This is a genomic window from Actinomycetospora succinea (genome assembly GCF_004363095.1).
GTDB lineage: Bacteria > Actinomycetota > Actinomycetes > Mycobacteriales > Pseudonocardiaceae > Actinomycetospora > Actinomycetospora succinea.
The window spans coordinates 348892-367994 of sequence record NZ_SNYO01000002.1 but is presented as its reverse complement, the minus strand read 5'-3'; the positions used below and the strand labels follow the sequence as shown (position 1 = coordinate 367994).

At 74.3% G+C, this 19103-nt stretch carries 18 protein-coding genes; 12 read left to right on the top strand and 6 right to left on the bottom strand.

Annotated elements, in window-relative coordinates:
* Window positions 1-67 precede the first annotated feature (67 nt).
* From EV188_RS08120 to EV188_RS08080, 9 genes are all read left to right on the top strand, one after another.
* Entirely contained in the window at window positions 68-1687 is a 1620-nt protein-coding gene (locus tag EV188_RS08120) for a glycosyltransferase (RefSeq protein ID WP_243741554.1), read from the top strand.
* Window positions 1684-2319, top strand: a complete 636-nt coding sequence (locus EV188_RS08115; RefSeq protein ID WP_133825744.1) for an MOSC domain-containing protein — start codon at window positions 1684-1686, stop codon at window positions 2317-2319. The genes EV188_RS08120 and EV188_RS08115 overlap by 4 nt, the downstream gene beginning before the upstream one ends.
* 105 nt (window positions 2320-2424) lie before the next feature.
* A complete protein-coding gene (gene ppdK / locus EV188_RS08110; RefSeq protein WP_133825743.1) occupies window positions 2425-5118 on the top strand; it encodes a pyruvate, phosphate dikinase in 2694 nt (897 codons plus the stop codon).
* A 408-nt stretch (window positions 5119-5526) separates the two neighbouring features.
* Entirely contained in the window at window positions 5527-6048 is a 522-nt protein-coding gene (locus tag EV188_RS08105; RefSeq protein ID WP_133825742.1) for a (2Fe-2S)-binding protein, read from the top strand.
* Complete coding sequence (locus EV188_RS08100; RefSeq protein ID WP_133825741.1) at window positions 6048-8534, top strand: xanthine dehydrogenase family protein molybdopterin-binding subunit; 2487 nt, start codon at window positions 6048-6050, stop codon at window positions 8532-8534. Before EV188_RS08105 ends, EV188_RS08100 begins: the two co-directional genes overlap by 1 nt.
* Entirely contained in the window at window positions 8531-9382 is an 852-nt protein-coding gene (locus EV188_RS08095; protein WP_133825740.1) for an FAD binding domain-containing protein, read from the top strand. Before EV188_RS08100 ends, EV188_RS08095 begins: the two co-directional genes overlap by 4 nt.
* A gap of 107 nt (window positions 9383-9489) precedes the next feature.
* Window positions 9490-10380 carry an SRPBCC family protein gene (locus tag EV188_RS08090; protein ID WP_133825739.1) on the top strand — a complete coding sequence of 297 codons (891 nt, stop codon included), beginning with the start codon at window positions 9490-9492 and terminating at the stop codon, window positions 10378-10380.
* Between the two features lie 176 nt (window positions 10381-10556).
* Window positions 10557-11567 carry a P1 family peptidase gene (locus tag EV188_RS08085; protein ID WP_133825738.1) on the top strand — a complete coding sequence of 337 codons (1011 nt, stop codon included), beginning with the start codon at window positions 10557-10559 and terminating at the stop codon, window positions 11565-11567.
* Between the two features lie 91 nt (window positions 11568-11658).
* Window positions 11659-12324 carry a helix-turn-helix domain-containing protein gene (locus tag EV188_RS08080; protein ID WP_133825737.1) on the top strand — a complete coding sequence of 222 codons (666 nt, stop codon included), beginning with the start codon at window positions 11659-11661 and terminating at the stop codon, window positions 12322-12324.
* Here EV188_RS08080 and EV188_RS08075 read toward each other — a convergent pair.
* Window positions 12313-12708, bottom strand: a complete 396-nt coding sequence (locus EV188_RS08075) for a VOC family protein (RefSeq protein ID WP_133825736.1) — start codon at window positions 12706-12708, stop codon at window positions 12313-12315. The genes EV188_RS08080 and EV188_RS08075 overlap by 12 nt on opposite strands.
* 61 nt (window positions 12709-12769) lie before the next feature.
* On the opposite strand from EV188_RS08075, the gene EV188_RS08070 reads away from it, so the two are divergent.
* A complete protein-coding gene (locus tag EV188_RS08070) occupies window positions 12770-13669 on the top strand; it encodes a DNA-3-methyladenine glycosylase family protein (RefSeq protein WP_243741553.1) in 900 nt (299 codons plus the stop codon).
* A 6-nt stretch (window positions 13670-13675) separates the two neighbouring features.
* Entirely contained in the window at window positions 13676-14143 is a 468-nt protein-coding gene (locus tag EV188_RS08065) for an HAD family hydrolase (protein ID WP_133825734.1), read from the top strand.
* Here the strand turns inward: EV188_RS08065 and EV188_RS08060 are convergent.
* The 5 genes from EV188_RS08060 to EV188_RS08040 all read right to left on the bottom strand — a co-directional run bounded on the left by EV188_RS08060 (window position 14140) and on the right by EV188_RS08040 (window position 18389).
* Window positions 14140-15639 carry an AMP-binding protein gene (locus tag EV188_RS08060; RefSeq protein WP_133825733.1) on the bottom strand — a complete coding sequence of 500 codons (1500 nt, stop codon included), beginning with the start codon at window positions 15637-15639 and terminating at the stop codon, window positions 14140-14142. The two genes, EV188_RS08065 and EV188_RS08060, sit on opposite strands and share 4 nt — an antisense overlap.
* A 98-nt stretch (window positions 15640-15737) precedes the next feature.
* Window positions 15738-16214 (bottom strand): methylated-DNA--[protein]-cysteine S-methyltransferase, encoded by a 477-nt coding sequence (locus EV188_RS08055; protein ID WP_133825732.1) that lies wholly within the window; start codon window positions 16212-16214, stop codon window positions 15738-15740.
* Window positions 16215-16252: 38 nt separating this feature from the next.
* Window positions 16253-16540, bottom strand: coding sequence for a MoaD/ThiS family protein (locus tag EV188_RS08050; protein WP_424922917.1), 288 nt, complete (start codon window positions 16538-16540; stop codon window positions 16253-16255).
* Window positions 16537-17625 carry a GTP 3',8-cyclase MoaA gene (moaA, locus tag EV188_RS08045; RefSeq protein WP_133825731.1) on the bottom strand — a complete coding sequence of 363 codons (1089 nt, stop codon included), beginning with the start codon at window positions 17623-17625 and terminating at the stop codon, window positions 16537-16539. Before moaA ends, EV188_RS08050 begins: the two co-directional genes overlap by 4 nt.
* Window positions 17626-17786: 161 nt before the next feature.
* Window positions 17787-18389: a TetR/AcrR family transcriptional regulator gene (locus tag EV188_RS08040; protein ID WP_133825730.1), complete on the bottom strand. Its 603-nt coding sequence runs from the start codon at window positions 18387-18389 to the stop codon at window positions 17787-17789.
* A gap of 45 nt (window positions 18390-18434) precedes the next feature.
* Between EV188_RS08040 and EV188_RS08035 the strand changes: the two genes are divergently transcribed.
* The gene (locus tag EV188_RS08035; protein WP_133825729.1) at window positions 18435-19055 is read left to right on the top strand and encodes an NAD(P)-dependent oxidoreductase; all 621 of its coding nucleotides are present in this window, start codon (window positions 18435-18437) and stop codon (window positions 19053-19055) included.
* Window positions 19056-19103: the final 48 nt, after the last annotated feature.

The following is a 19103-nucleotide window of genomic DNA, read 5'->3' as shown; positions in this document are numbered from 1 at the left end:
CGACACCGCCGCCCCCGCGCGGCCCTCGCGACTGCCCACGGGCTGGTCGGTCGTCCTCGACCGCCGCGTGCTGCGCGTCGACGGCGGGCGCACGCTGGTCGGCGGGTCGCCGCCGCGGGTGCTGCACCTGTCCGCTGCGGCGTACGACCGGCTCGCCGACTCCTCCGGGGTCCCCGCCGAGGCTCGGCTGACCGTCACCGACGCGACGTCCGCGGCGCTCGCCCGGCTGCTCACCGACGCCGGCGTCGCGCACCCGTCGCCCACGCATCCCGACGCGCCGGACGCCGCGACCGTGTCGGTCGTGGTGCCGGTGCGCGACCGCCCGGACGAGCTCGCGCGCCTGCTCGACGCGCTGGTCGGGACCGGCGTGGGCGAGGTGGTGGTCGTCGACGACGGCTCCGCGGACCCCGACCGGACCGAGCGCGTCGCCGGGGCTCGCAGGGCGCGCGTCGTCCGCCACGACGTGTCCCGGGGCCCCGCGGCTGCGCGGAACACGGGGGCCGCGGCGTCGTCGGGCGACCTCGTGGCGTTCCTCGACTCCGATGTCGTCCCCGAACCCGGCTGGCTCGCCCCGCTCCTGGGTCACCTCGCCGACCCCGCCGTCGGCCTCGCGGCTCCCCGGATCGTGGCGTGGTCCGGTGTTGCGAGCGATGCGGCATCGCTGGCGTCTGACACCAGGCTCGCCACATCCTCGATCCGCGACACGCCGAGTAGCGGTGCGAGGCCCGGGGTTGTCAGCGTGGCGGCCACGCTGACACTCAACGTCAGGAAAGCCGCCCGCTCGATTGCGCGCGGGGTGGTCGCTCGCTACGAGGAGCGACGGTCCAGCCTCGACCTCGGCGCGCGCCCGGCCCCGGTGACCGCGCGCTCGCGGGTCGCCTACGTGCCCAGCGCCGCGCTGGTCGTGCGGCGCGAGGCCCTCGGTGACGGGTTCGCCGAGGACATGCCCGTCGCCGAGGACGTCGACCTCGTCTGGCGCATCGCCGGCGACGGCTGGCGGTTGCGCTACGAGCCCGCCTCGCGTGTCGCCCACGAGCACCGCGACACCGTCGGCCCGTGGCTCACGCGCAAGGCGTTCTACGGGACCGGCGCCGCCCCGCTCGCCCTGCGCCACCCGCGCCGCGTGCCGCCGGTCGCGCTCGCCCCGTGGACGGCGGCGGCCGTGACGCTCCTGGGCGTCCAGCGGCGGTGGAGCACCGTCGCGGCGGGCGGGGTGACGGCCATCGCCACCGTCCGCCTCGCCAAGGGCCTGCACGAGGCCCGGCGCCCCAAGAATCGAGCGGGCGGAAAAACTGACGTTCAACGTCAGCGTGGCCGCCACGCTGACACACCTCGCGAGCTTCTCCGCGCCGCGCGGCTCGCCGCGGTGCTCGCGCCGTGGGGGCTCGGGGGCGCGTTGTGGCAGGCAGCCGGGGCGCTGACGCGGCACTGGTGGCCCGCGGCCGTCGTCGGCGCGCTCGTCTCGCAGCGTGTCCGCCGGGCTCTGCTCCTCGCGGCGACGGCCGAGGGCCTCGCCGACTGGTGGCGCTACCGCGAGCCCGGCACGGGGCCGGGAGACGCCCTCGGCCACCTCCTCGCCCACCGCCTCGACGACCTCGCCTACGGCGCCGGGCTCTGGTGGGGCGCCTGGCGCCACCGCACGCTCGCCCCGCTGCGCCCCGACCTCACCGGGAAGGCACCCCAGTGAAGGTCCGGACGATCGCCCTCGGCCGCCCCCGCGAGGTCCCGGGACCCCGGCCGGGCGAGACCACCAGCACCGCGATCTGGAAGGAACCGGTCGACGGACCGGTCGAGGTGGGCCCGGAGAACCTCGTCGGCGACGAGCAGGCCGACCGGAAGAACCACGGCGGCCCGGAGAAGGCGGTCTACGCGTACGGCGAGGAGGACCTCGCCTGGTGGCGCGCCGAGCTCGGCGACGTCGACGACCTGGTCTTCGGCCAGAACCTGACCACCGTCGGTTACGACCTGCGCGACGCGCGGATCGGCGAGCGCTGGCGGATCGGCACCGCCGAGCTCGAGGTCGTCCAGCCGCGCATCCCCTGCTTCAAGCTCGGCCTGCGCGCCGGCGACCCCACGATGCCGCGACGCTTCGTCGCCGCCGACCGCCCCGGCGTCTACCTGCGCGTCGTCACCACCGGCACGATCACGGCCGGGGACGCGCTCAGCGTCACGCAAAGACAGGACGACGCCCCCACCGTCACCGACGTCTTCACCATCTACCACCACGAGAGACACCGCGCGGCGCGTCTCCTCGACGCCCCCGGCCTGCCGTCCTGGTACCACGACTGGGCCCGCAAGCGGCTGGTGTCAAGAGACTGACGTCGCCCACTGGACCGGTCAGGCCGGGCCGCTCGGACGTGTCCGGCGGGGGCGCCGCGTGCCAGAGTTCCACGGTCGGACTACCGGGGGACGAGGACGCAGCACATGACCAAGTTCGTGTACGACTTCGCCGAGGGTGACCGCGACCAGAAGGACCTGCTCGGCGGTAAGGGCGCCAACCTCGCGGAGATGACCAATCTCGGTCTGCCCGTGCCGCCCGGGTTCACGATCACCACGGAGGCCTGCCGGGTCTACCTGGCGCAGGGCGCCGAACCGGAAGGCCTCGCCGACGAGGTCAGCGACCACCTCGTCGCCCTCGAGGAGGCCATGGGCAAGCAGCTCGGGCAGGCCGACGACCCGCTGCTGGTCTCGGTGCGCTCCGGGGCGAAGTTCTCGATGCCCGGGATGATGGAGACCGTCCTCAACGTCGGGCTCAACGACGACTCGGTGAAGGGGCTGGCCGCGCAGGCGGGCGACGACCGCTTCGCCTGGGACTCCTACCGGCGCCTGGTGCAGATGTTCGGCGCGACGGTGCTGGGCATCGAGGGCGAGCACTTCGCCGAGGCGCTCGACGCCGCGAAGAAGGCCAAGGGCACCACGAACGACCTCGACCTCGACGCCGGCGACCTGGCCACGCTGGTGGAGACGTTCAAGGGCATCGTCCGCGAGCACGCCGAGCGCGACTTCCCCCAGGACCCGCGCGAGCAGATGGACCTCGCGGTCCGGGCGGTGTTCGAGTCGTGGAATTCGCCCCGCGCGCACGTCTACCGCCGCCAGGAGCGTATCCCCGCCGACCTCGGCACCGCGGTCAGCGTCTGCTCGATGGTCTTCGGCAACCTGGGCATGGACTCGGGCACCGGCGTCGCGTTCACCCGCGACCCGGCCTCGGGCGCCCAGGGCATCTACGGCGACTACCTGCAGAACGCCCAGGGCGAGGACGTCGTCGCCGGCATCCGCAACACGCTGCCCCTCACCGATCTCGAGCGGATCGACAAGACGTCCTACGACCGCCTCCTCGAGATCATGGCGACGCTCGAGAACCACTACCGCGACCTCTGCGACATCGAGTTCACCATCGAGCGCGGCAAGCTGTGGATGCTGCAGACTCGCGTCGGCAAGCGCACCGCCGCGGCCGCGTTCACCGTGGCCGTCCAGCTCGTCGACGAGGGCCTCATCGACATGGACGAGGCGCTCCAGCGGGTCACCGGGGCGCAGCTCGCCAACCTGATGTTCCCCCGCTTCGACCGGGACGCGGAGAAGGAGCGGCTGACCACGGGGATGAACGCCTCCCCGGGCGCGGCCAGCGGCACGGCGGTGTTCGACTCCCCGACCGCGGTGCGCCGGGCGAAGGCCGGCGAGAAGGTCATCCTGGTGCGCCGGGAGACCACGCCGGACGACCTCGACGGCATGATCGCCGCGCAGGGCGTGCTGACCAGCCGCGGCGGCCGCACCTCGCACGCCGCGGTGGTGGCGCGCGGCATGGGCAAGACGGCGGTGTGCGGGGCCGAGGAGCTCGAGGTCGACGTCCGGGCGAAGAAGCTGACGCTGCCCGACGGCCGCGAGGTGGTCGAGGGCGACATGCTCTCGATCGACGGCACCAACGGCGAGGTCTACCTCGGCGAGGTGCCGGTGGTCGCCAGCCCGGTGATGTCGTACTTCGAGGGGTCCACGGGCCTGGCCGAGAACGACGACCTCGTGGCCGCGGTCGACCGGATCATGCGCCACGCCGACCGCGTCCGACGCCTGCGTGTGCGCGTGAACGCCGACACCGGCGAGGACTGCGCCACCGCCCGCACGTTCGGTGCCGAGGGCGTGGGCCTCTGCCGCACCGAGCACATGTTCCTGGGGGAGCGCCGCGAGCTCGTCGAGAACCTCGTGCTCGCCGAGACCCGCGACGACCGGGAGAAGAGCCTGGCGGCCCTGCTCCCGCTGCAGATCGAGGACTTCACCGCGATCTACCGCGCGATGGAGGGCCTGCCGGTGACGATCCGGCTGCTCGACCCGCCGCTGCACGAGTTCCTGCCCGACTACACCGAGCTGTCGGTGGAGGTGGCCCTCGACCGCGAGCGCGGGACGCTGACCGAGGAGAAGGAGGAGCTGCTCGCCAACGTCCGGCGCCTCCACGAGCAGAACCCGATGCTCGGCCTGCGCGGCGTGCGCCTCGGCATCGCGGTACCGGGCCTGTTCGCGATGCAGGTCCGGGCCATCACGCGGGCGGCGGCGACGCTGGCCGCCGAGGGCGTGACGGTGCTTCCGGAGATCATGGTGCCGCTGGTCGGCACGGTGCAGGAGCTGCAGGCGGTCGCCACCGAGATCGCCGAGGTGGTCGCGGAGCCCGAGTCGGCGGTGGACGGCGCGCCCGTCGAGCACCAGGTCGGCACCATGATCGAGCTGCCCCGCGCGGCCCTGGTCGCGGCCCAGATCGCCGAGACCGCGCAGTTCTTCTCGTTCGGCACCAACGACCTCACCCAGACGACGTGGGGCTTCTCCCGCGACGACGTGGAGAGCTCGTTCTTCTCCGAGTACCTGGAGACCGGCATCTTCGGGGTCTCGCCGTTCGAGTCGCTCGACACCGAGGGCGTCGGGGAGCTCCTGGAGATCGCGTCGTGGCGCGGACGCGAGGTGCGCCACGACCTCAAGCTCGGCATCTGCGGCGAGCACGGCGGCGATCCCGACTCGGTCCACTTCTTCCACCGGGCGGGTCTCGACTACGTGTCCTGCTCGCCGTTCCGGATCCCCGTGGCGCGTCTCGAGGCCGGACGCGCGGCGGTGGCGTCCGGTGGGTCCTCGGAGGGCTGACGACCGACCCCGGGCGGTCGCGTCACGTGTGCTCCGCGTGACGGGTGCCCCCCTCCGAACGGAGGGGGGCAGGACTGTCTGTACCGGTCTCTTTCGGGCGCCCACCGGGCGCGCAGCGTGGTCGTCGTGCCGCAGAATCGGCGGTCTTGCGGCGATCGTTCCGCGCCTGCGGAATCAGGGGTGGGAAGGGCTCCCACCTCGGGTTTTGATCACACGGACCGACCCCGCAGTGGATGTTGCGCTGCCCCGGCGACGGCGGTGTGATGTGTCCGCGACCACGCCGGAGGTGGTCGGCAACCGCGCCCGCCGCCGTTCGCGACGGGCGGGGTTCGAGACACGCCACCACGTCCTCGGCGTACGACGGTCGGTCTCCGGCGCCGCGTCGGGCGGCCGAGTGAGGAGAGGTCCATGGCACGCATCCGGACCACCGTCGACGGCCTCGTCTACGAGGACGACGTCGAGCCCCGCATGCTGCTCGTCCAGTACCTGCGGGAACGACTCGGCAAGACGGGCACGGTGATCGGCTGCGACACGAGCAACTGCGGGGCCTGCACCGTCCACCTGGACGGCATGAGCGTGAAGTCGTGCTCCGTCCTGGCCGTGCAGGCGAACGGGGCCGAGGTCCTCACCATCGAGGGTCTCGAGCGTGACGGCCAGCTGCACCCGATGCAGCAGGCCTTCCACGACAACCACGCCCTGCAGTGCGGCTACTGCACGCCCGGCATGATCATGCAGTCGATCGACCTGCTCGGGGACAACCCCGACCCGTCGGAGACCGAGATCCGCGAGGGCATCGAGGGCAACCTCTGCCGCTGCACCGGCTACCAGAACATCGTGCGCGCCGTCCAGGACGCCGCCTCGAAGATGAAGCCGGGCGCGTCCGCCACCCAGCAGTCCTCCGCCCAGCCGGTGGCCGGGGGTGGCGCCTGATGACGACGACGGAGAACCCGAGCACCCCGGCTCCCGAGATCGGTCGGGACCGACGGCGCAAGGAGGACCGTCGACTCATCACGGGGCGCACCCGCTGGGTCGACAACCAGGCCCTCACCGGCCTGCTGCACCTCTCGATCGTCCGTAGCCCGTTCGCCCACGCGAACATCAAGGGCATCGACACGTCGGCGGCCAAGCAGGTCCCCGGCGTCGTCGCGGTCTACTCGGCGGCCGACATCGGTGCCGACCAGGTGCAGCTGCCCTGCGCCTGGCCGATCACCAAGGACATGAAGTCCCCGCAGCGCCCGGCGCTCGCGGGCAGCCGCGTCAACTTCGCGGGCGAGGGCGTCGCCGTGGTCGTCGCCCGCAGCGCGGCGATCGCCAAGGACGCCGCCGAGCTCGTCGAGGTCGACTACGAGGAGCTCGAGCCGGTCCTCGACATGGAGGCGGCGCTGCAGGACGGCGCCACCCTCGTGCACCCCGAGATCGGCACCAACGCCAACGCGCAGTGGGTGTTCGACTCCGGCGAGGCGGGTTCGGGCGGCGACGTCGCCGAGGCGCTGAAGAAGGCGGAGTCGGACGACGACCAGATCGTCGTGCGGCGCCGCTTCCGCCAGCAGCGCCTCGTGCCGGTGTTCATGGAGCCCCGCTCCACGGTGGTCGACCCCAACAGCGAGCAGCTGACGATGTGGTCGTCCACCCAGGTGCCGCACATCCTCAAGACGATGCTGGCGCTGACGCTCGGCCTGCCCGAGCACAAGATCCGCGTCATCGCGCCGGACGTCGGCGGCGGGTTCGGCGGCAAGATCGCCGTCGCGCCCGAGGAGGTCCTCACGCTGCTGGTGGCCCGCAAGCTGGGCAAGCCGGTGAAGTGGACCGAGACCCGCTCCGAGTCGCTGCTCACGGCCCACCACGGCCGTGACCAGGTGCAGGAGCTGGCCATGTCCGTCACGAAGGACGGGCGGATCACCGGCCTGGACGTGAAGCTGATCGCCGACATGGGCGCCTACCTGGGCCTCGTCGGTCCGGGCGTGCCGATCCTCGGCGCGTTCATGTTCAACGCCATCTACAAGATCCCGGCGTACCGCTTCGACTGCACCAACGTCTTCACCACCAAGACGCTCACCGACGCCTACCGCGGCGCCGGCCGGCCGGAGGCGACCTTCGGCATCGAGCGCCTGATGGACGAGGTGGCGCTCGAGCTCGACATGGAGCCGCTCGAGTTCCGCGAGAAGAACTGGATCAAGCACGAGGAGTTCCCGTACACCACGGTCAGCACGCTGACCTACGACACGGGCAACTACGAGGCCGCCACCGAGCAGGCCAAGCAGATGTTCGACTACGACGGCCTGCGGCGTGAGCAGCAGGAGCGCCGTCGGCGCGGCGACGTCAAGCAGCTCGGCATCGGCATCTCGACCTTCACCGAGATGTGCGGCCTCGCCCCGTCCCGCGTGCTCGGCTCGCTCGACTACGGCGCCGGCGGCTGGGAGACCGCGTCCATCCGGATGCAGCCCACCGGCAAGGCCGAGGTCGTCGTCGGCGTCAGCCCGCACGGGCAGGGCCACGAGACGGCGTTCTCGCAGATCGTCGCCGACCAGCTCGGCGTGCCCTTCGACGACGTCGAGATCCTCCACGGCGACACCCAGTCGTCGTACAAGGGCCTCGACACCTACGGCTCGCGCTCGCTCGCGGTCGGCGGCATCGCCGTCGTCAAGGCGGCCGAGAAGGTCATCGAGAAGGCCAAGCCGATCGCCGCGCACATGCTCGAGGCCGCCGAGGGCGACCTCGAGTTCTCGGGCGGCAAGTTCACGGTCAAGGGCACCGACAAGGGTGTGGGCATCCAGGACATCGCGCTCGCGGTGTTCGCCGCCCACGACTACCCCGAGGGCATCGAGCCCGACATCGACGCCCACGCGACGTTCGACCCGGAGAACTTCTCGTTCCCGCACGGCACGCACCTGTGCGCCGTGGAGGTCGACACCGAGACCGGCTTCGTCGAGCTCTACAAGTACGTCTGCGTCGACGACGTCGGCAACGTGATCAACCCGCTGATCGTCGAGGGGCAGGTGCACGGTGGCCTGGCCCAGGGCATCGCGCAGGCCCTCTACGAGGAGGCCGCGTACGACGACCAGGGCACGCTGCTCTCGGGCACGCTGGTCGACTACACGCTGCCCACCGCGGCGGACCTGATCAGCTTCGACACCGCGAACACCACGACCGCGTCGACGACCAACCCGCTCGGGGTCAAGGGCGTCGGCGAGGCCGGCACGATCGCCTCCACCCCGGCGGTCGTGAACTCGGTGCTCGACGCGATCCGGCACCTCGGTGTCAAGGACATCGACATGCCGACCACCCCGTACCGCGTCTGGAGCGCCATCCAGAACGCGTCGGGTCACGCCGGGCGCGCCGACGAGGCGAACGTCGCCTCGCCGGGTGCGGGCCTCGGCTCCACCGCCCGCGACATGCCCGAGGGAGGCAACCTGTGATCCCGGCCCAGTTCGACTACGTCCGGCCCACCACCGTCGAGGAGGCGGTGCAGGCCCTGCGTGACGGCGGCGACGACGCCAAGCTCCTGGCCGGCGGCCAGAGCCTGCTGCCGGTGCTCCGGCTCCGGATGGCCGACCCGTCGCTGATCATCGACCTCGGCGGGATCGCGGAGCTCAAGGGCGTCCGCGAGGACGGCGACTCCGTCGTGGTCGGGGCAATGACCTCGCACTACGACGTCGCCCGCGACGACACGCTGCGCCAGCACGTCGCCCTCATCCAGGAGGCGACGAAGACGGTGGCGGACCCGCAGGTCCGGCACCGGGGCACGCTCGGCGGGGCCCTGGCCCACGCCGACCCGGCCGGTGACCTCGCCGCGCCGGCGCTGGCCCTCGACGCGCAGTTCGTCATCGCCGGCCCGGACGGGACCCGCACGGTCGCCGCGGCGGACTTCTTCGAGGACTACTTCACCACCGCCATCGGCGAGGGTGAGCTCCTCACGGAGATCCGCTTCCCGAAGTACACCGGGTGGGGCGCGCGGTACGAGAAGTTCAACCGGGTCGCGCAGGCCTGGTCGATCGTCGCGGTCGCGGCCACGGTCAAGACCGACGGTGGCTCGATCACCGACGCGCGCATCGGCCTCACCAACATGGCGGGCACCCCGGTGCGCGCCCGTGGTGTGGAGGCAGCGCTGGTCGGGCAGTCGGCCACCGAGGACAATGTCCGTCAGGCCGCCCAGGCCGCCGCCGAGGGCACCAGCCCGACCGCGGACGCGGACGCCGGTTCGGACTACCGCGAGCACCTCGCCCGGGTGCTCACGGGCCGGGCCGTCCTCGCGGCCGTGGGCTGACCACGTCGACCACTCGCTGACGACCCGATCGTCACGACGCCCCGGCCCGCCCCCGCACCGCGGGGGCGGGCCGCCGTCGTGATCCGCACCCTCTGCAGGAGGAGCCCGTGAAGCTGGAGAACGAGTTCACCGTCCCGGTGGACATCGACACCGTGTTCGACGCCCTGAACGACCCGGAGAAGGTCACGCCGTGCTTCCCGGGTGCCACGCTCGACTCCCACGACGGTGACGACTTCACCGGCACCGTGAAGGTCAAGCTCGGCCCGATCTCGATGACCTACAAGGGCAAGGGCACCTTCGTCGAGCGCGACAAGAGCAACCACAAGGTCGTCGTCGACGCCCAGGGCCGCGACTCGCGGGGCAACGGCACCGCGTCGGCCAAGGCGACGCTGACGATGAGCGACGCGGGCGGGGGCAAGACCAAGGTCACCGTCCTCACCGAGATGCAGGTGACCGGCAAGCCGGCGCAGTTCGGCCGCGGCGTCATGTCCGACGTCGGCGACAAGATCCTGGGCCAGTTCGCCTCGTGCCTCGCCGACGAGTTCGGCAGCGCGGGCGGCCCGGCCGCCGCCGCCACGTCGGAGGCCCCGGCGAGCGGCGGCAACGGCACCACCCCGGCGCCCGCGGCCACGGCCGCGACGGCGGGCGACGCCCCGGTCAGCACGCCCGCGGCGCCGACGCCGGTCTCGTCCGGCTCCGGGGCCCCGGCGGCCGCGGCGATGCCGACCACGGTCGCCTCGGCGGCCAAGGCCGACGCGGGCGCGAAGCCCGGCGGGTCGGTCGGCAGCACGGTCGGCGGCGCCGCGGGCGCTGCCGCCGGCACCGCTGCGGGTGCCGCCGCGTCGACGGCGCGCCGTCCGCAGGTCGAGGCGATCGACCTGCTCGACAGCTCGCGGGAGGCCGTGCTCAAGCGCCTCGCGCCCGTGGGCATCGGCGCCGGTGTGCTCGCCGCGATCATCGCGATCATCCTGATCGCGCGCGGGGGCTCGAAGAACTGAGCGCCTGACCCGTACTGAGCGAAGGGCACCTTCGGTCGACTAGTTCGACCGAAGGTGCCCTTCGCTCGTTCCGGGGTCGGCGTGACGGTTCCGGCGGTGGGCGCCCGTCGCCGCTCTACCCGAGCGAAGGTGCCCTTCGGTCGGAACGGCCGGACGCGCTCTGCGAGGCTGCTCCCGTGCACTCCGGCGCCACGAACACGATCGTCGACGTCCCGGGCCTGCAGGTCGGGCACGCGGAGCTCTCGGGGGAGGGCGCGCTGTCGGGGACGACGGTCGTGCTGCCGGGACCCGAGGGCGCGGTCGCGGGCGTCGACGTGCGCGGCGGCGGGCCCGGCACCCGCGAGACCGACGCCCTCGACCCGCGCACGCTCGTCGAGCGCATCCACGCCGTGGTGCTCACCGGCGGCAGCGCCTACGGGCTCGCCGCCGCCTCCGGGGTCGCCGACGCGCTGGGTGAGCAGGGGCGCGGGTTCCCGGTCGGCGGACCCGGCGAGGTCGTGCCCGTGGTGCCCGCCGCCGTCGTCTTCGACCTCGGGCGCGGCGGGCGCTTCACCGCGCGGCCCGGTGCCGAGCTCGGCGCGGCCGCACTGGCAGCGTGCACGGACGCGCCGCCGGCCCAGGGCGTGGTGGGCGCGGGCACCGGGACCGTGGTCGGCGGGCTCAAGGGCGGGGTCGGGTCGGCGTCGTCGGTGCTCGCCGACGGCACGGTGGTCGCCGCGCTGGTCGTCGCCAACGCCGCGGGCTCCGCGGTCGACCCCGCGACCGGCGAGCTCTGGGGCGCGCGCCACCGTCACGCCGACGACGCCGAGCTGCCCGCCCTGCCCGACGACCGCGCCGCCCTGCTCGCGACCCTGCGCGACGCCGCCGCCCCGCCCACGCTGAACACGACGATCGGCGTCGTCGCCACCGACGCGGGGCTCACCGTCGCCCAGTGCGCCAAGCTCGCCGCCGTCGGCCAGAGCGGCCTCGCCCGGGCCGTGCGCCCCGCCCACGGCATGACCGACGGCGACACGTTCTTCGGCCTCGCGACCACCGCCCGCCCGGCCCCGGACCTCGGCGGCGTCCAGGAGATCCTCACCGCCGGCGCCGACTGCGTGACCCGCGCCGTGGTGCACGCCGTCCTCGCCGCCCGCAGCGTCGAGACCCCGGCCGGGCACTGGCGCAGCTACCGGGACCTCGTCGGCTGACCGTGCGAGATGCGTGCGAGCGAGGGTCACCCTCGCTGCGTCCCACGCAGCCAGGGTGCCCCTCGCTCCCTCCCCGTAGCACCATGGAGGCGTGGACGGGTACCGCGAGCGCCGGGTGGCGCCCGGGGTCGTGCTCTGGAGCAGCGCCGGCGCGCCCGGGACGATCCTGCCCGACGGCTGCCTCGACCTGATCTGGAACGGGCGCGGGCTGGTCGTCGCCGGGCCCGACGGCGCGGCGCGGTCCAACGACGGCGGCGGCCGGCGCCACGTGGGCCTGCGGTTCTCCCACGGGCGGGGCCCGGCGCTGCTCGGGCTGCGCGCCGACGAGCTGCGCGACACCACGGTCGCGCTCGACGCCCTGTGGGGCGACGCCCGCGCCCGCGAGCTGGCCGAGCGGGTCGCCGACGACCCGGCCGGCGTGCTGCTCGGGGTCGCCACCGCCACGCCGCCGAGTGCCGACGAGCGGTTCGGGGCGCGGGTGTTCGGCGCGCTCGCCCGGGGCAGCGACGTCGCGGGGCTCGCCGACGACCTCGGCACCACCCCGCGCACGCTGCACCGGCGCTGCCTGCCGGTGTTCGGGTTCGGGCCGCAGCACCTCGGTCGCATCCTGCGGCTCCAGCGCGCGCTGGCCCGCGCCCGCGAGGGCACGCCCTGGGCCGACGTCGCCGCCGCCGAGGGCTTCGCCGACCAGCCGCACCTGGCGCGCGAGGTCCGGGCGCTGGCCGGGACGACGCCGACGGGGTTGTTAGCCCGGTAGCGGGGCGAACAGGTCGACCGACCCGCCGTCGGGGTCCTGCACGGTCGCGTAGCGCTGACCCCAGAACGCGTCCCAGGGCTTGAGCTCGCCGTGGTACCCGGCCCCGACGAGGGCGGCGTAGGTGTCGTCGACCTCGGCGGGCGAGTCGCACGCGAACGCGAGCGCGCTGCGGGGGCCGCCGGTCGGCCGGGTCCACGAGGGGTCGAAGGACAGGATCGTGGCCTCGGTGTCGAACGCGAGGCGCAGCCCGCCGCCGAGGTCGACCTCGACGTGCGGCTGCGTGTCGGCCTCGGGCGGAGCGTCGATGCCCAGGCGGCGGTAGAAGGCGAGCGAGGCGGCCATGTCGGCGACGACCAGCTCGACGACGGAGAGACGGGGTGCCATGGCGCTCACCGTAGGGAGCGCCCGCGCGGCCGGGCTTGGAGCGATCGGACAGGATGCCCGCGTGGTGCACGTCGAGGACCGCACGCTGGCCTTCACCCCGCCGCTGTGCCCGGACAACCTCTTCGGCCACCTCGTCGCCACGGCCGTGCCGGGCGTCGAGGAGTGGCACGACGGCGCCTACCGCCGCACGCTCGCGCTGCCCGGCGGGCCGGGGGTCGTGTCGCTGCGGCCCATCGCCGATCAGGTCGACGCCACCCTGACCCTCACCGACCCCGCCGACGCCGACGAGGCCGCGCGCCTGGCCCGCCGCGTCCTCGACCTCGACGCCGACCCCGCCGCGGTCGACGGCACCCTGCGCGCCGACCCGGTGCTCACGGCGCTGGTCGACGAGGCGCCGGGCCGGCGGGTGCCCGGCTCACCGGACGCCGACGAGTTCGCCGTGCGCGCCGTGCTCGGCCAGCAGGTCTCGACCGCCGCCGCGCGCACCCACGCCGGGCGCCTCGTGCGCGGCCACGGGACGCCGCTGCCCGACGGGTTCGCCGGCCCCGGCAGCACGCTGACCCACCTCTTCCCGAGCCCGGCCGCGCTCACCGCCGTCGACCCCGACGAGCTCGGCATGCCCCGCACCCGCAAGCGCACGCTGCTCGGGCTCGTGCGGGCGCTCGCCGACGGCGAGGTCGTGCTCGACCCGGCCGACGTCCCCGCCTCCCGGGCCGCGCTCGCCGGCCTGCCCGGGATCGGCCCGTGGACCGTCGACACCGTCGCGATGCGCGCGCTCGGCGACCCCGACGCGTTCCTGCCGGGCGACCTCGGCATCCGCGTGGCCGCCGAGCGGCTCGGCCTGCCCGCCCGCGACCGCGACCTCGTCGCCCGCGCCGAGCCCTGGCGGCCGTACCGCGCGTACGCCGTGCAGTACCTCTGGGCGGCGCTGGACCACGCCGTGAACGTCATGCCAGGCTGATCGACCGTGGACACCGACGATCCGCTGTGGGGTGCGCTCGACCGGGTCGCGGAGACGCCTAGGCTGCTCGTGGCCTGCGCCTTCGACGGGGCGCTCGCGCCGGACGAGGGTGACCCCGCCGGGGCGCGGGCCGAGCAGGTGTCGTCCGAGGCACTCAACGTCCTCGTGGCCCTGGCCGACACGACGGTCGCGGTGGTCTCCGACCGGCCACTGGACGAGGTCGCCGAGCTGATGTTCCTGTCGGGGGCCAAGGGCGGCCTGCGGGCCGTCGCGCCGGAGGGCCTGGGCGCCCTGCGCGACGAGGTCGGCGCCACCGCCCTCGTCGCCGTCGGCGTCGCGGTCACCGGCACGTCCGCCGACGTCGTCGTGGGTGTCGGCGAGGAGCTGGGACCCGGCTCGCCCTACGAGGTCGAGGACGTCGACGAGGTCGCCGAGCTGCTCGAGGAGCTCGCCGGCCTGCGCCGCAGCATCTAGCCCACCCGCTCCCGCAGCGCCCTTTTGTCGACCTTGCCGGTGTCGGTCAGCGGCATCTCGGCGACCACCGTGACCTCGCGCGGCGCCGCCATCGCGCCGTGGTGCTCGGCGACGTGCTCGGCCAGCTCGCCGGCGTCGACGTCCCCGTCGGCGACCACCGCCGCGCGCACGCTCTCCGACCCGTCCGCGTCCGGCGCGCCGAACACCGCCGCCTCGCGCACCGCCGGGTGGTCGACCAGCACGTTCTCCACCTCGGAGGTGTGCACGTGCCCGCCCACCACGACGACGACGTCGCCGAGCCGGTCGACGACGTGCAGGTAGCCGCGCTCGTCGAGGAACCCGACGTCGCCCGTGCGCACCCAGCCGTCCGCGGTGATCGTGCGGGCGGTGAGCTCGGGCTGCTTCCAGTAGCGGTCCATCGCCATGCCGGTCCGCGCCCACAGCTCGCCGGTGGCGCCCTCGGGGACACGCGCGCCGTGCTCGTCGCAGACCGCCAGCTCGGTGGTGGGCAGCACCCTCCCGACGGTCTCCAGCAGCGCCGGGTCGTCGTGCTCCTCGCGGGACAGGATGCTGACGCCGCCCGCCTCGGTCTGGCCGTAGAACTGGACGAACACCCGCCCGATCCGGCGGACGGCCTCGGCGATGCGCGCGGGGACCGCGGGCGCGCCGCCGTAGACGACGGTGCGCAGGCTCGTCAGGTCGCGCGCGTCGAGGTCGCGGCCAGAGGGATCGACGTGGTCGAGCAGCCGGTGCAGCAGCGGCGGGAGCAGCCACAGGTCGGTGATCCGCTCGCGCTCGATCGTCGCGAGGACCTCGCCGGGCTCGAAGCCGTCGAGCAGGACGACGCGGCCGCCACCGGCGAGGGTGCGGTCGGCGATGCCGCCCGCGGCGTGCGCGATCGTCGTGCACACCAGCTGGGCGCCGGGGGCGTCGTCGCCGCCGAGGATGCTCCCGGCGCTCTCGAGCATCCGCAGGTGGTGGCCGAACGTGTAGGTGATGCCCTTGGGGTGGCCGGTCGTGCCGCCCGTGTGGCGGATCTGCTCGACGTCCTCCGGCCGCGCCGCGCACGCGACGGGGCTCGCGTCGACGCCGGCGACGAGGGCGTCGTCGACCACGACGACGGGCACCGGCCGGGCGTGCGCGAGGACCGCGTCGGCCTCGTCGGCGTGACCGGGGGCGACGAGCACCAGCGCCGCCTCGACGTCGTCGACGATCCGGCCGCGGGCGCTGTCGGCCAGGCCCGCGTAGGGCTGGGTGACGCCCGCGCCGAGGAGGTTCGCGGCGTAGCGGGCGACGATGACCTCGGGCTCGTTGCCGCCGATGATCACCGCGAGGTCGCCGGGCCCCAGGCCCCGGTGGGCCAGGACGCGGGCGGTCCGGTGCACGGCGTCGACCAGCTCGCCGAAGGTCAGGCGCCGGTCGCGGTGCACGAGGGCCACGTCGTCGCGGTGGGTGGAGAACGCCTGCAGGTGGATCTCGACGTCCGCGCGCGGCATGCCGACCTCCTCGATCGCCGGTGATCGTTCGCTTGCGCAACGACTACCCGGTGATCGGGAGGCCGGCTCGCCGGTGTGAGCCGTGAGTCAGGGCCGGATCAGAACAGGACCTGGTCGGCGCACTCGAGGTCCAGGAGGGCGCGCTTGCGCTCCAGCCCGCCCGCGTAGCCGGTGAGGCTGCCGTCGGCGCCGACGACCCGGTGGCACGGGACGACGATCGCCACGGGGTTGCGGGCCATGGCCCCGCCGACGCGGCGGGCCTCGCCGGCGGCGAGCCCGGTCGCGGCGGCCAGCTCGCCGTAGCTGACGGTGTCGCCGTAGCCGACCGACCGGAGCTCGGTCAGGACGCGGCGGTCCCAGGCCGGGTGGGCGGACAGGTCGACGGGCACGGTGAACTCGCGCAGCGTGCCGTCGAGGTACTCGTCAATCTCGCGGCGGGCGAGGTCGAGGATCTCCTCGGCGGCCGCGCCGCGCGCGACGTCACCGTCGACGGGGGAGAAGCCGAGCAGGGTCAGACCGTGCTCGGACGCCTCGAGGTGCAGGGGACCGATCCGGGTCTCGTGGACGACGCTCATACCCACCAGAACACCGGCCCGGGGTCGGGCGTGGCGGCTCAGCCGCCCGCGAACGGCGGGAGGACGTCGAACGTCGCGCCGTGCGGGAGGACGGTCGTGCGGTCGTGCACCGCGGTCTCGTCGAGCAGGAAGCTCGCGGCGCCGAGCACGCGGGCCAGCGCCTCGCCGTGGTCGGCGGCGAGCGCCGTCACGAGGTCGGCGACGGTGGCGCCGGCGGGGATCTCGACGGGCTCGCTGCGGGTGCCGGCGGCGGCCTTCGCGCCGGCGAAGTAGCGCACCGTCACCGTGACGGTGGAGACGCGGACGTCGGTCGTCGTGCCCATCATCCTCCGATCGCGCTCATGGGCCGGTCGGGCTGCAGGAACCCGGGGTCGTCGATGCCGTGGCCCGGCTTCTTGCCCCACATCGCCACGCGCCAGGCGTCGGCGATCTCGTGGTCGGTGCCGCCGCCGCGCAGCAGGCCGCGCAGGTCGTTCTCCGAGCGGGCGAACAGGCAGTTGCGCACCTGCCCGTCGGCGGTGAGGCGCGTGCGGTCGCAGTTGCCGCAGAACGGGCGGGTCACCGAGGCGATCACGCCGACCTTCGCCGGCCCGCCGTCGTGGCCGGTCCAGCCGTCGACGAGGAACCGCTCGGCGGGGGCGCCGCCGCGCTCGGCGGAGTCCTCGGTGAGCGTGAAGCGGGTGCGCAGCGCCGCGAGCACCTGCTCGGCGGTGATCATGCGGTCGCGCTGCCAGGAGTGGCCGGCGTCGAGCGGCATCTGCTCGATGATGCGCAGCTCGTAGCGCTCCTCGAGGGCCCAGGCCAGCAGGTCGGGCGCCTCGTCGTCGTTGAGCCCGGGCATGAGCACCGTATTGATCTTGATCGGGTCGAGCCCGTGCTCGCGGGCGGCGCGCAGGCCGGTGAGGACGTCGTCGAGCCGGTCGCGCCGGGTGATCTCGGCGAACCGGTCGCGGCGCAGCGTGTCGAGGGAGACGTTGACGCGGTCCAGGCCCGCGGCGGCGAGGCCCGCGGCGCGGCGCGTGAGGCCGAGCGCGTTGGTGGTCACCGACATCTCGGGGCGCGGGGCCAGCGCGGCGGTGGCCGCGACGATGTCCTCGAGGCCCTTGCGCAGCAGCGGCTCGCCGCCGGTGAAGCGGATCTCCTGCACGCCCAGCTGCTCGACGGCGATGCGCACCAGGCGCACGATCTCGTCGTCGGTGAGCGCCTGGTCGGTCGGCATCCACTCCAGGCCCTCGGCGGGCATGCAGTAGGTGCAGCGCAGGTTGCAGCGGTCGGTGAGCGACACCCGCAGGTCGGTCGCGACGCGCCCCCAGGAGTCGACCAGGCGCGCGTCGGCGGGGCGTCCGCTGGTGTCCGTGGTGGCGGTGGCGGCTCCGGGGACGGCCGGCACACCGAGGTCGAGGGCGGTCATCGCGTTCCACCCTAACCGCGTCGCGAGGGTGCGGTGAGCAGAGTCTCCGCAGGTCGGAGGCACTCCTCCGCAGATGCGGTGATCGCCGGGCGAAGATGATCGCAGCTGCGGGGGGCGATGCGGGGAAACAGTCCGATCGGAGGGGTCGCGGAGATCGGGGCTCAGCGGGGGAGCAGCCCGCGGACGGCGGCGCGGGCGAGGCCGTCGCCCGTCGCGGCCTCGTCGGTGTCGCCGAAGGCGGCGAGGAACGCCGTCATCTGGCACGCCCCGAGCAGGAGCAGGGCCGACGCCCGCGGGTCGACCGCCGCGTCCACGCGGCCCGCGCGGGCCTCGGCGGCGAGGAAGGACGCCAGGCCGTCGACGGCGACGTGCGGTCCGGTGCCGAGCCGCGCGAGCGCGGCGCGGTGGGCCGCGAGGATCGCCGGCTCCGAGAACAGCGAGGCGCCCATCGGGAAGGTCTCGCGGTAGAACGCGATCGCCTCGGTGGCCACCTCGACGAGCAGCTCCTCCACCCCCGTCGTGCCGACGCGCGCCGGGAGGCCGTCGAGGACGTCGGTGAGCCGCGAGGGCACCCGCTCGACGAGGACGGCGACGAAGAGTGCCGTCTTGTCGTCGAAGTGCTTGTACAGCGCGGCCTCGGAGAAGCCGGCCTCGCGGGCGATCTCCTTCGTCGTCGCGCGCGCGACCCCGTGGTCGCGCATGACGGTGAGGGCGGCGTCGAGCATGCGGTCGCGCGTGGACCGGCTTGACGCGCTGCGGGGCACGCGGTCATCCTAGGTTGGTGAGTGCTCACTCACCCAGGAGGGGTCGTGCGGATCGTGGTGCTGGGGGCGTCCGGCCGGACCGGGCGCGAGGTCGTGACGCAGGCGGTCGCGGAGGGGCACGAGGTCGTCGCCGTGGCCCGCGCGGGATCGGACGTCCCGGCGGGGGCGATGGTCGTGCGCGCCGGGTTCGACGACGCCGATGCTCTCGAGGAGGCGGTGCGCGGCGCCGACGCGGTGATCTCCGCTCTGGGCGGGCGGGGCCGCGGGCCGACGACGGTGTGCACCGACGGGGTGTCCGCGGTCCTCGCGGCCATGGAGCGGACGCAGGTGCGCCGGCTCGTCGTGGTCAGCGCCGCCGGGCTGCCCGGCGAGGGCGACGACCTCGCGGTGCGCTGGCTGGTCAAGCCGATCCTGCAGCGGGTGTTCCGCCACCCCTACGCGGACATGGCCCGCATGGAGGAGATCGTGCGCGCGAGCGACCGCGACTGGACGATCGTGCGCCCGCCCCAGCTCACCGACGGGCCGCGCACCGGGAGCTACCGCCGTGCCCTCGACCGCCACCTCGCGGGAGGCCACCGCGTCGCCCGCGCCGACCTCGCCGCCGAGCTGCTGCGTCTCACGCGCGAGGGCGACGCCGTCGGGCACCTCGTCGCGGTCGCGGACTGATCCCTCGCTCGGACGGGTGACACGCCGGGCGCGCTCCTCCCCGGACCG

Bases quoted from the DNA above. Each gene is read 5' to 3' on its own strand.
- EV188_RS08075 (WP_133825736.1), bottom strand. From the start codon at position 12,708: ATGGCACCCCGTCTCTCCGTCGTCGAGCTGGTCGTCGCCGACATGGCC.
- EV188_RS08055 (WP_133825732.1), bottom strand. From the start codon at position 16,214: ATGAGCGTCGTCCACGAGACCCGGATCGGTCCCCTGCACCTCGAGGCG.
- EV188_RS08060 (WP_133825733.1), bottom strand. From the start codon at position 15,639: ATGCCGCGCGCGGACGTCGAGATCCACCTGCAGGCGTTCTCCACCCAC.
- moaA (WP_133825731.1), bottom strand. From the start codon at position 17,625: ATGACCGCCCTCGACCTCGGTGTGCCGGCCGTCCCCGGAGCCGCCACC.
- EV188_RS08105 (WP_133825742.1), top strand. From the start codon at position 5,527: ATGGCACGCATCCGGACCACCGTCGACGGCCTCGTCTACGAGGACGAC.
- ppdK (WP_133825743.1), top strand. From the start codon at position 2,425: ATGACCAAGTTCGTGTACGACTTCGCCGAGGGTGACCGCGACCAGAAG.
- EV188_RS08050 (WP_424922917.1), bottom strand. From the start codon at position 16,540: ATGATGGGCACGACGACCGACGTCCGCGTCTCCACCGTCACGGTGACG.
- EV188_RS08100 (WP_133825741.1), top strand. From the start codon at position 6,048: ATGACGACGACGGAGAACCCGAGCACCCCGGCTCCCGAGATCGGTCGG.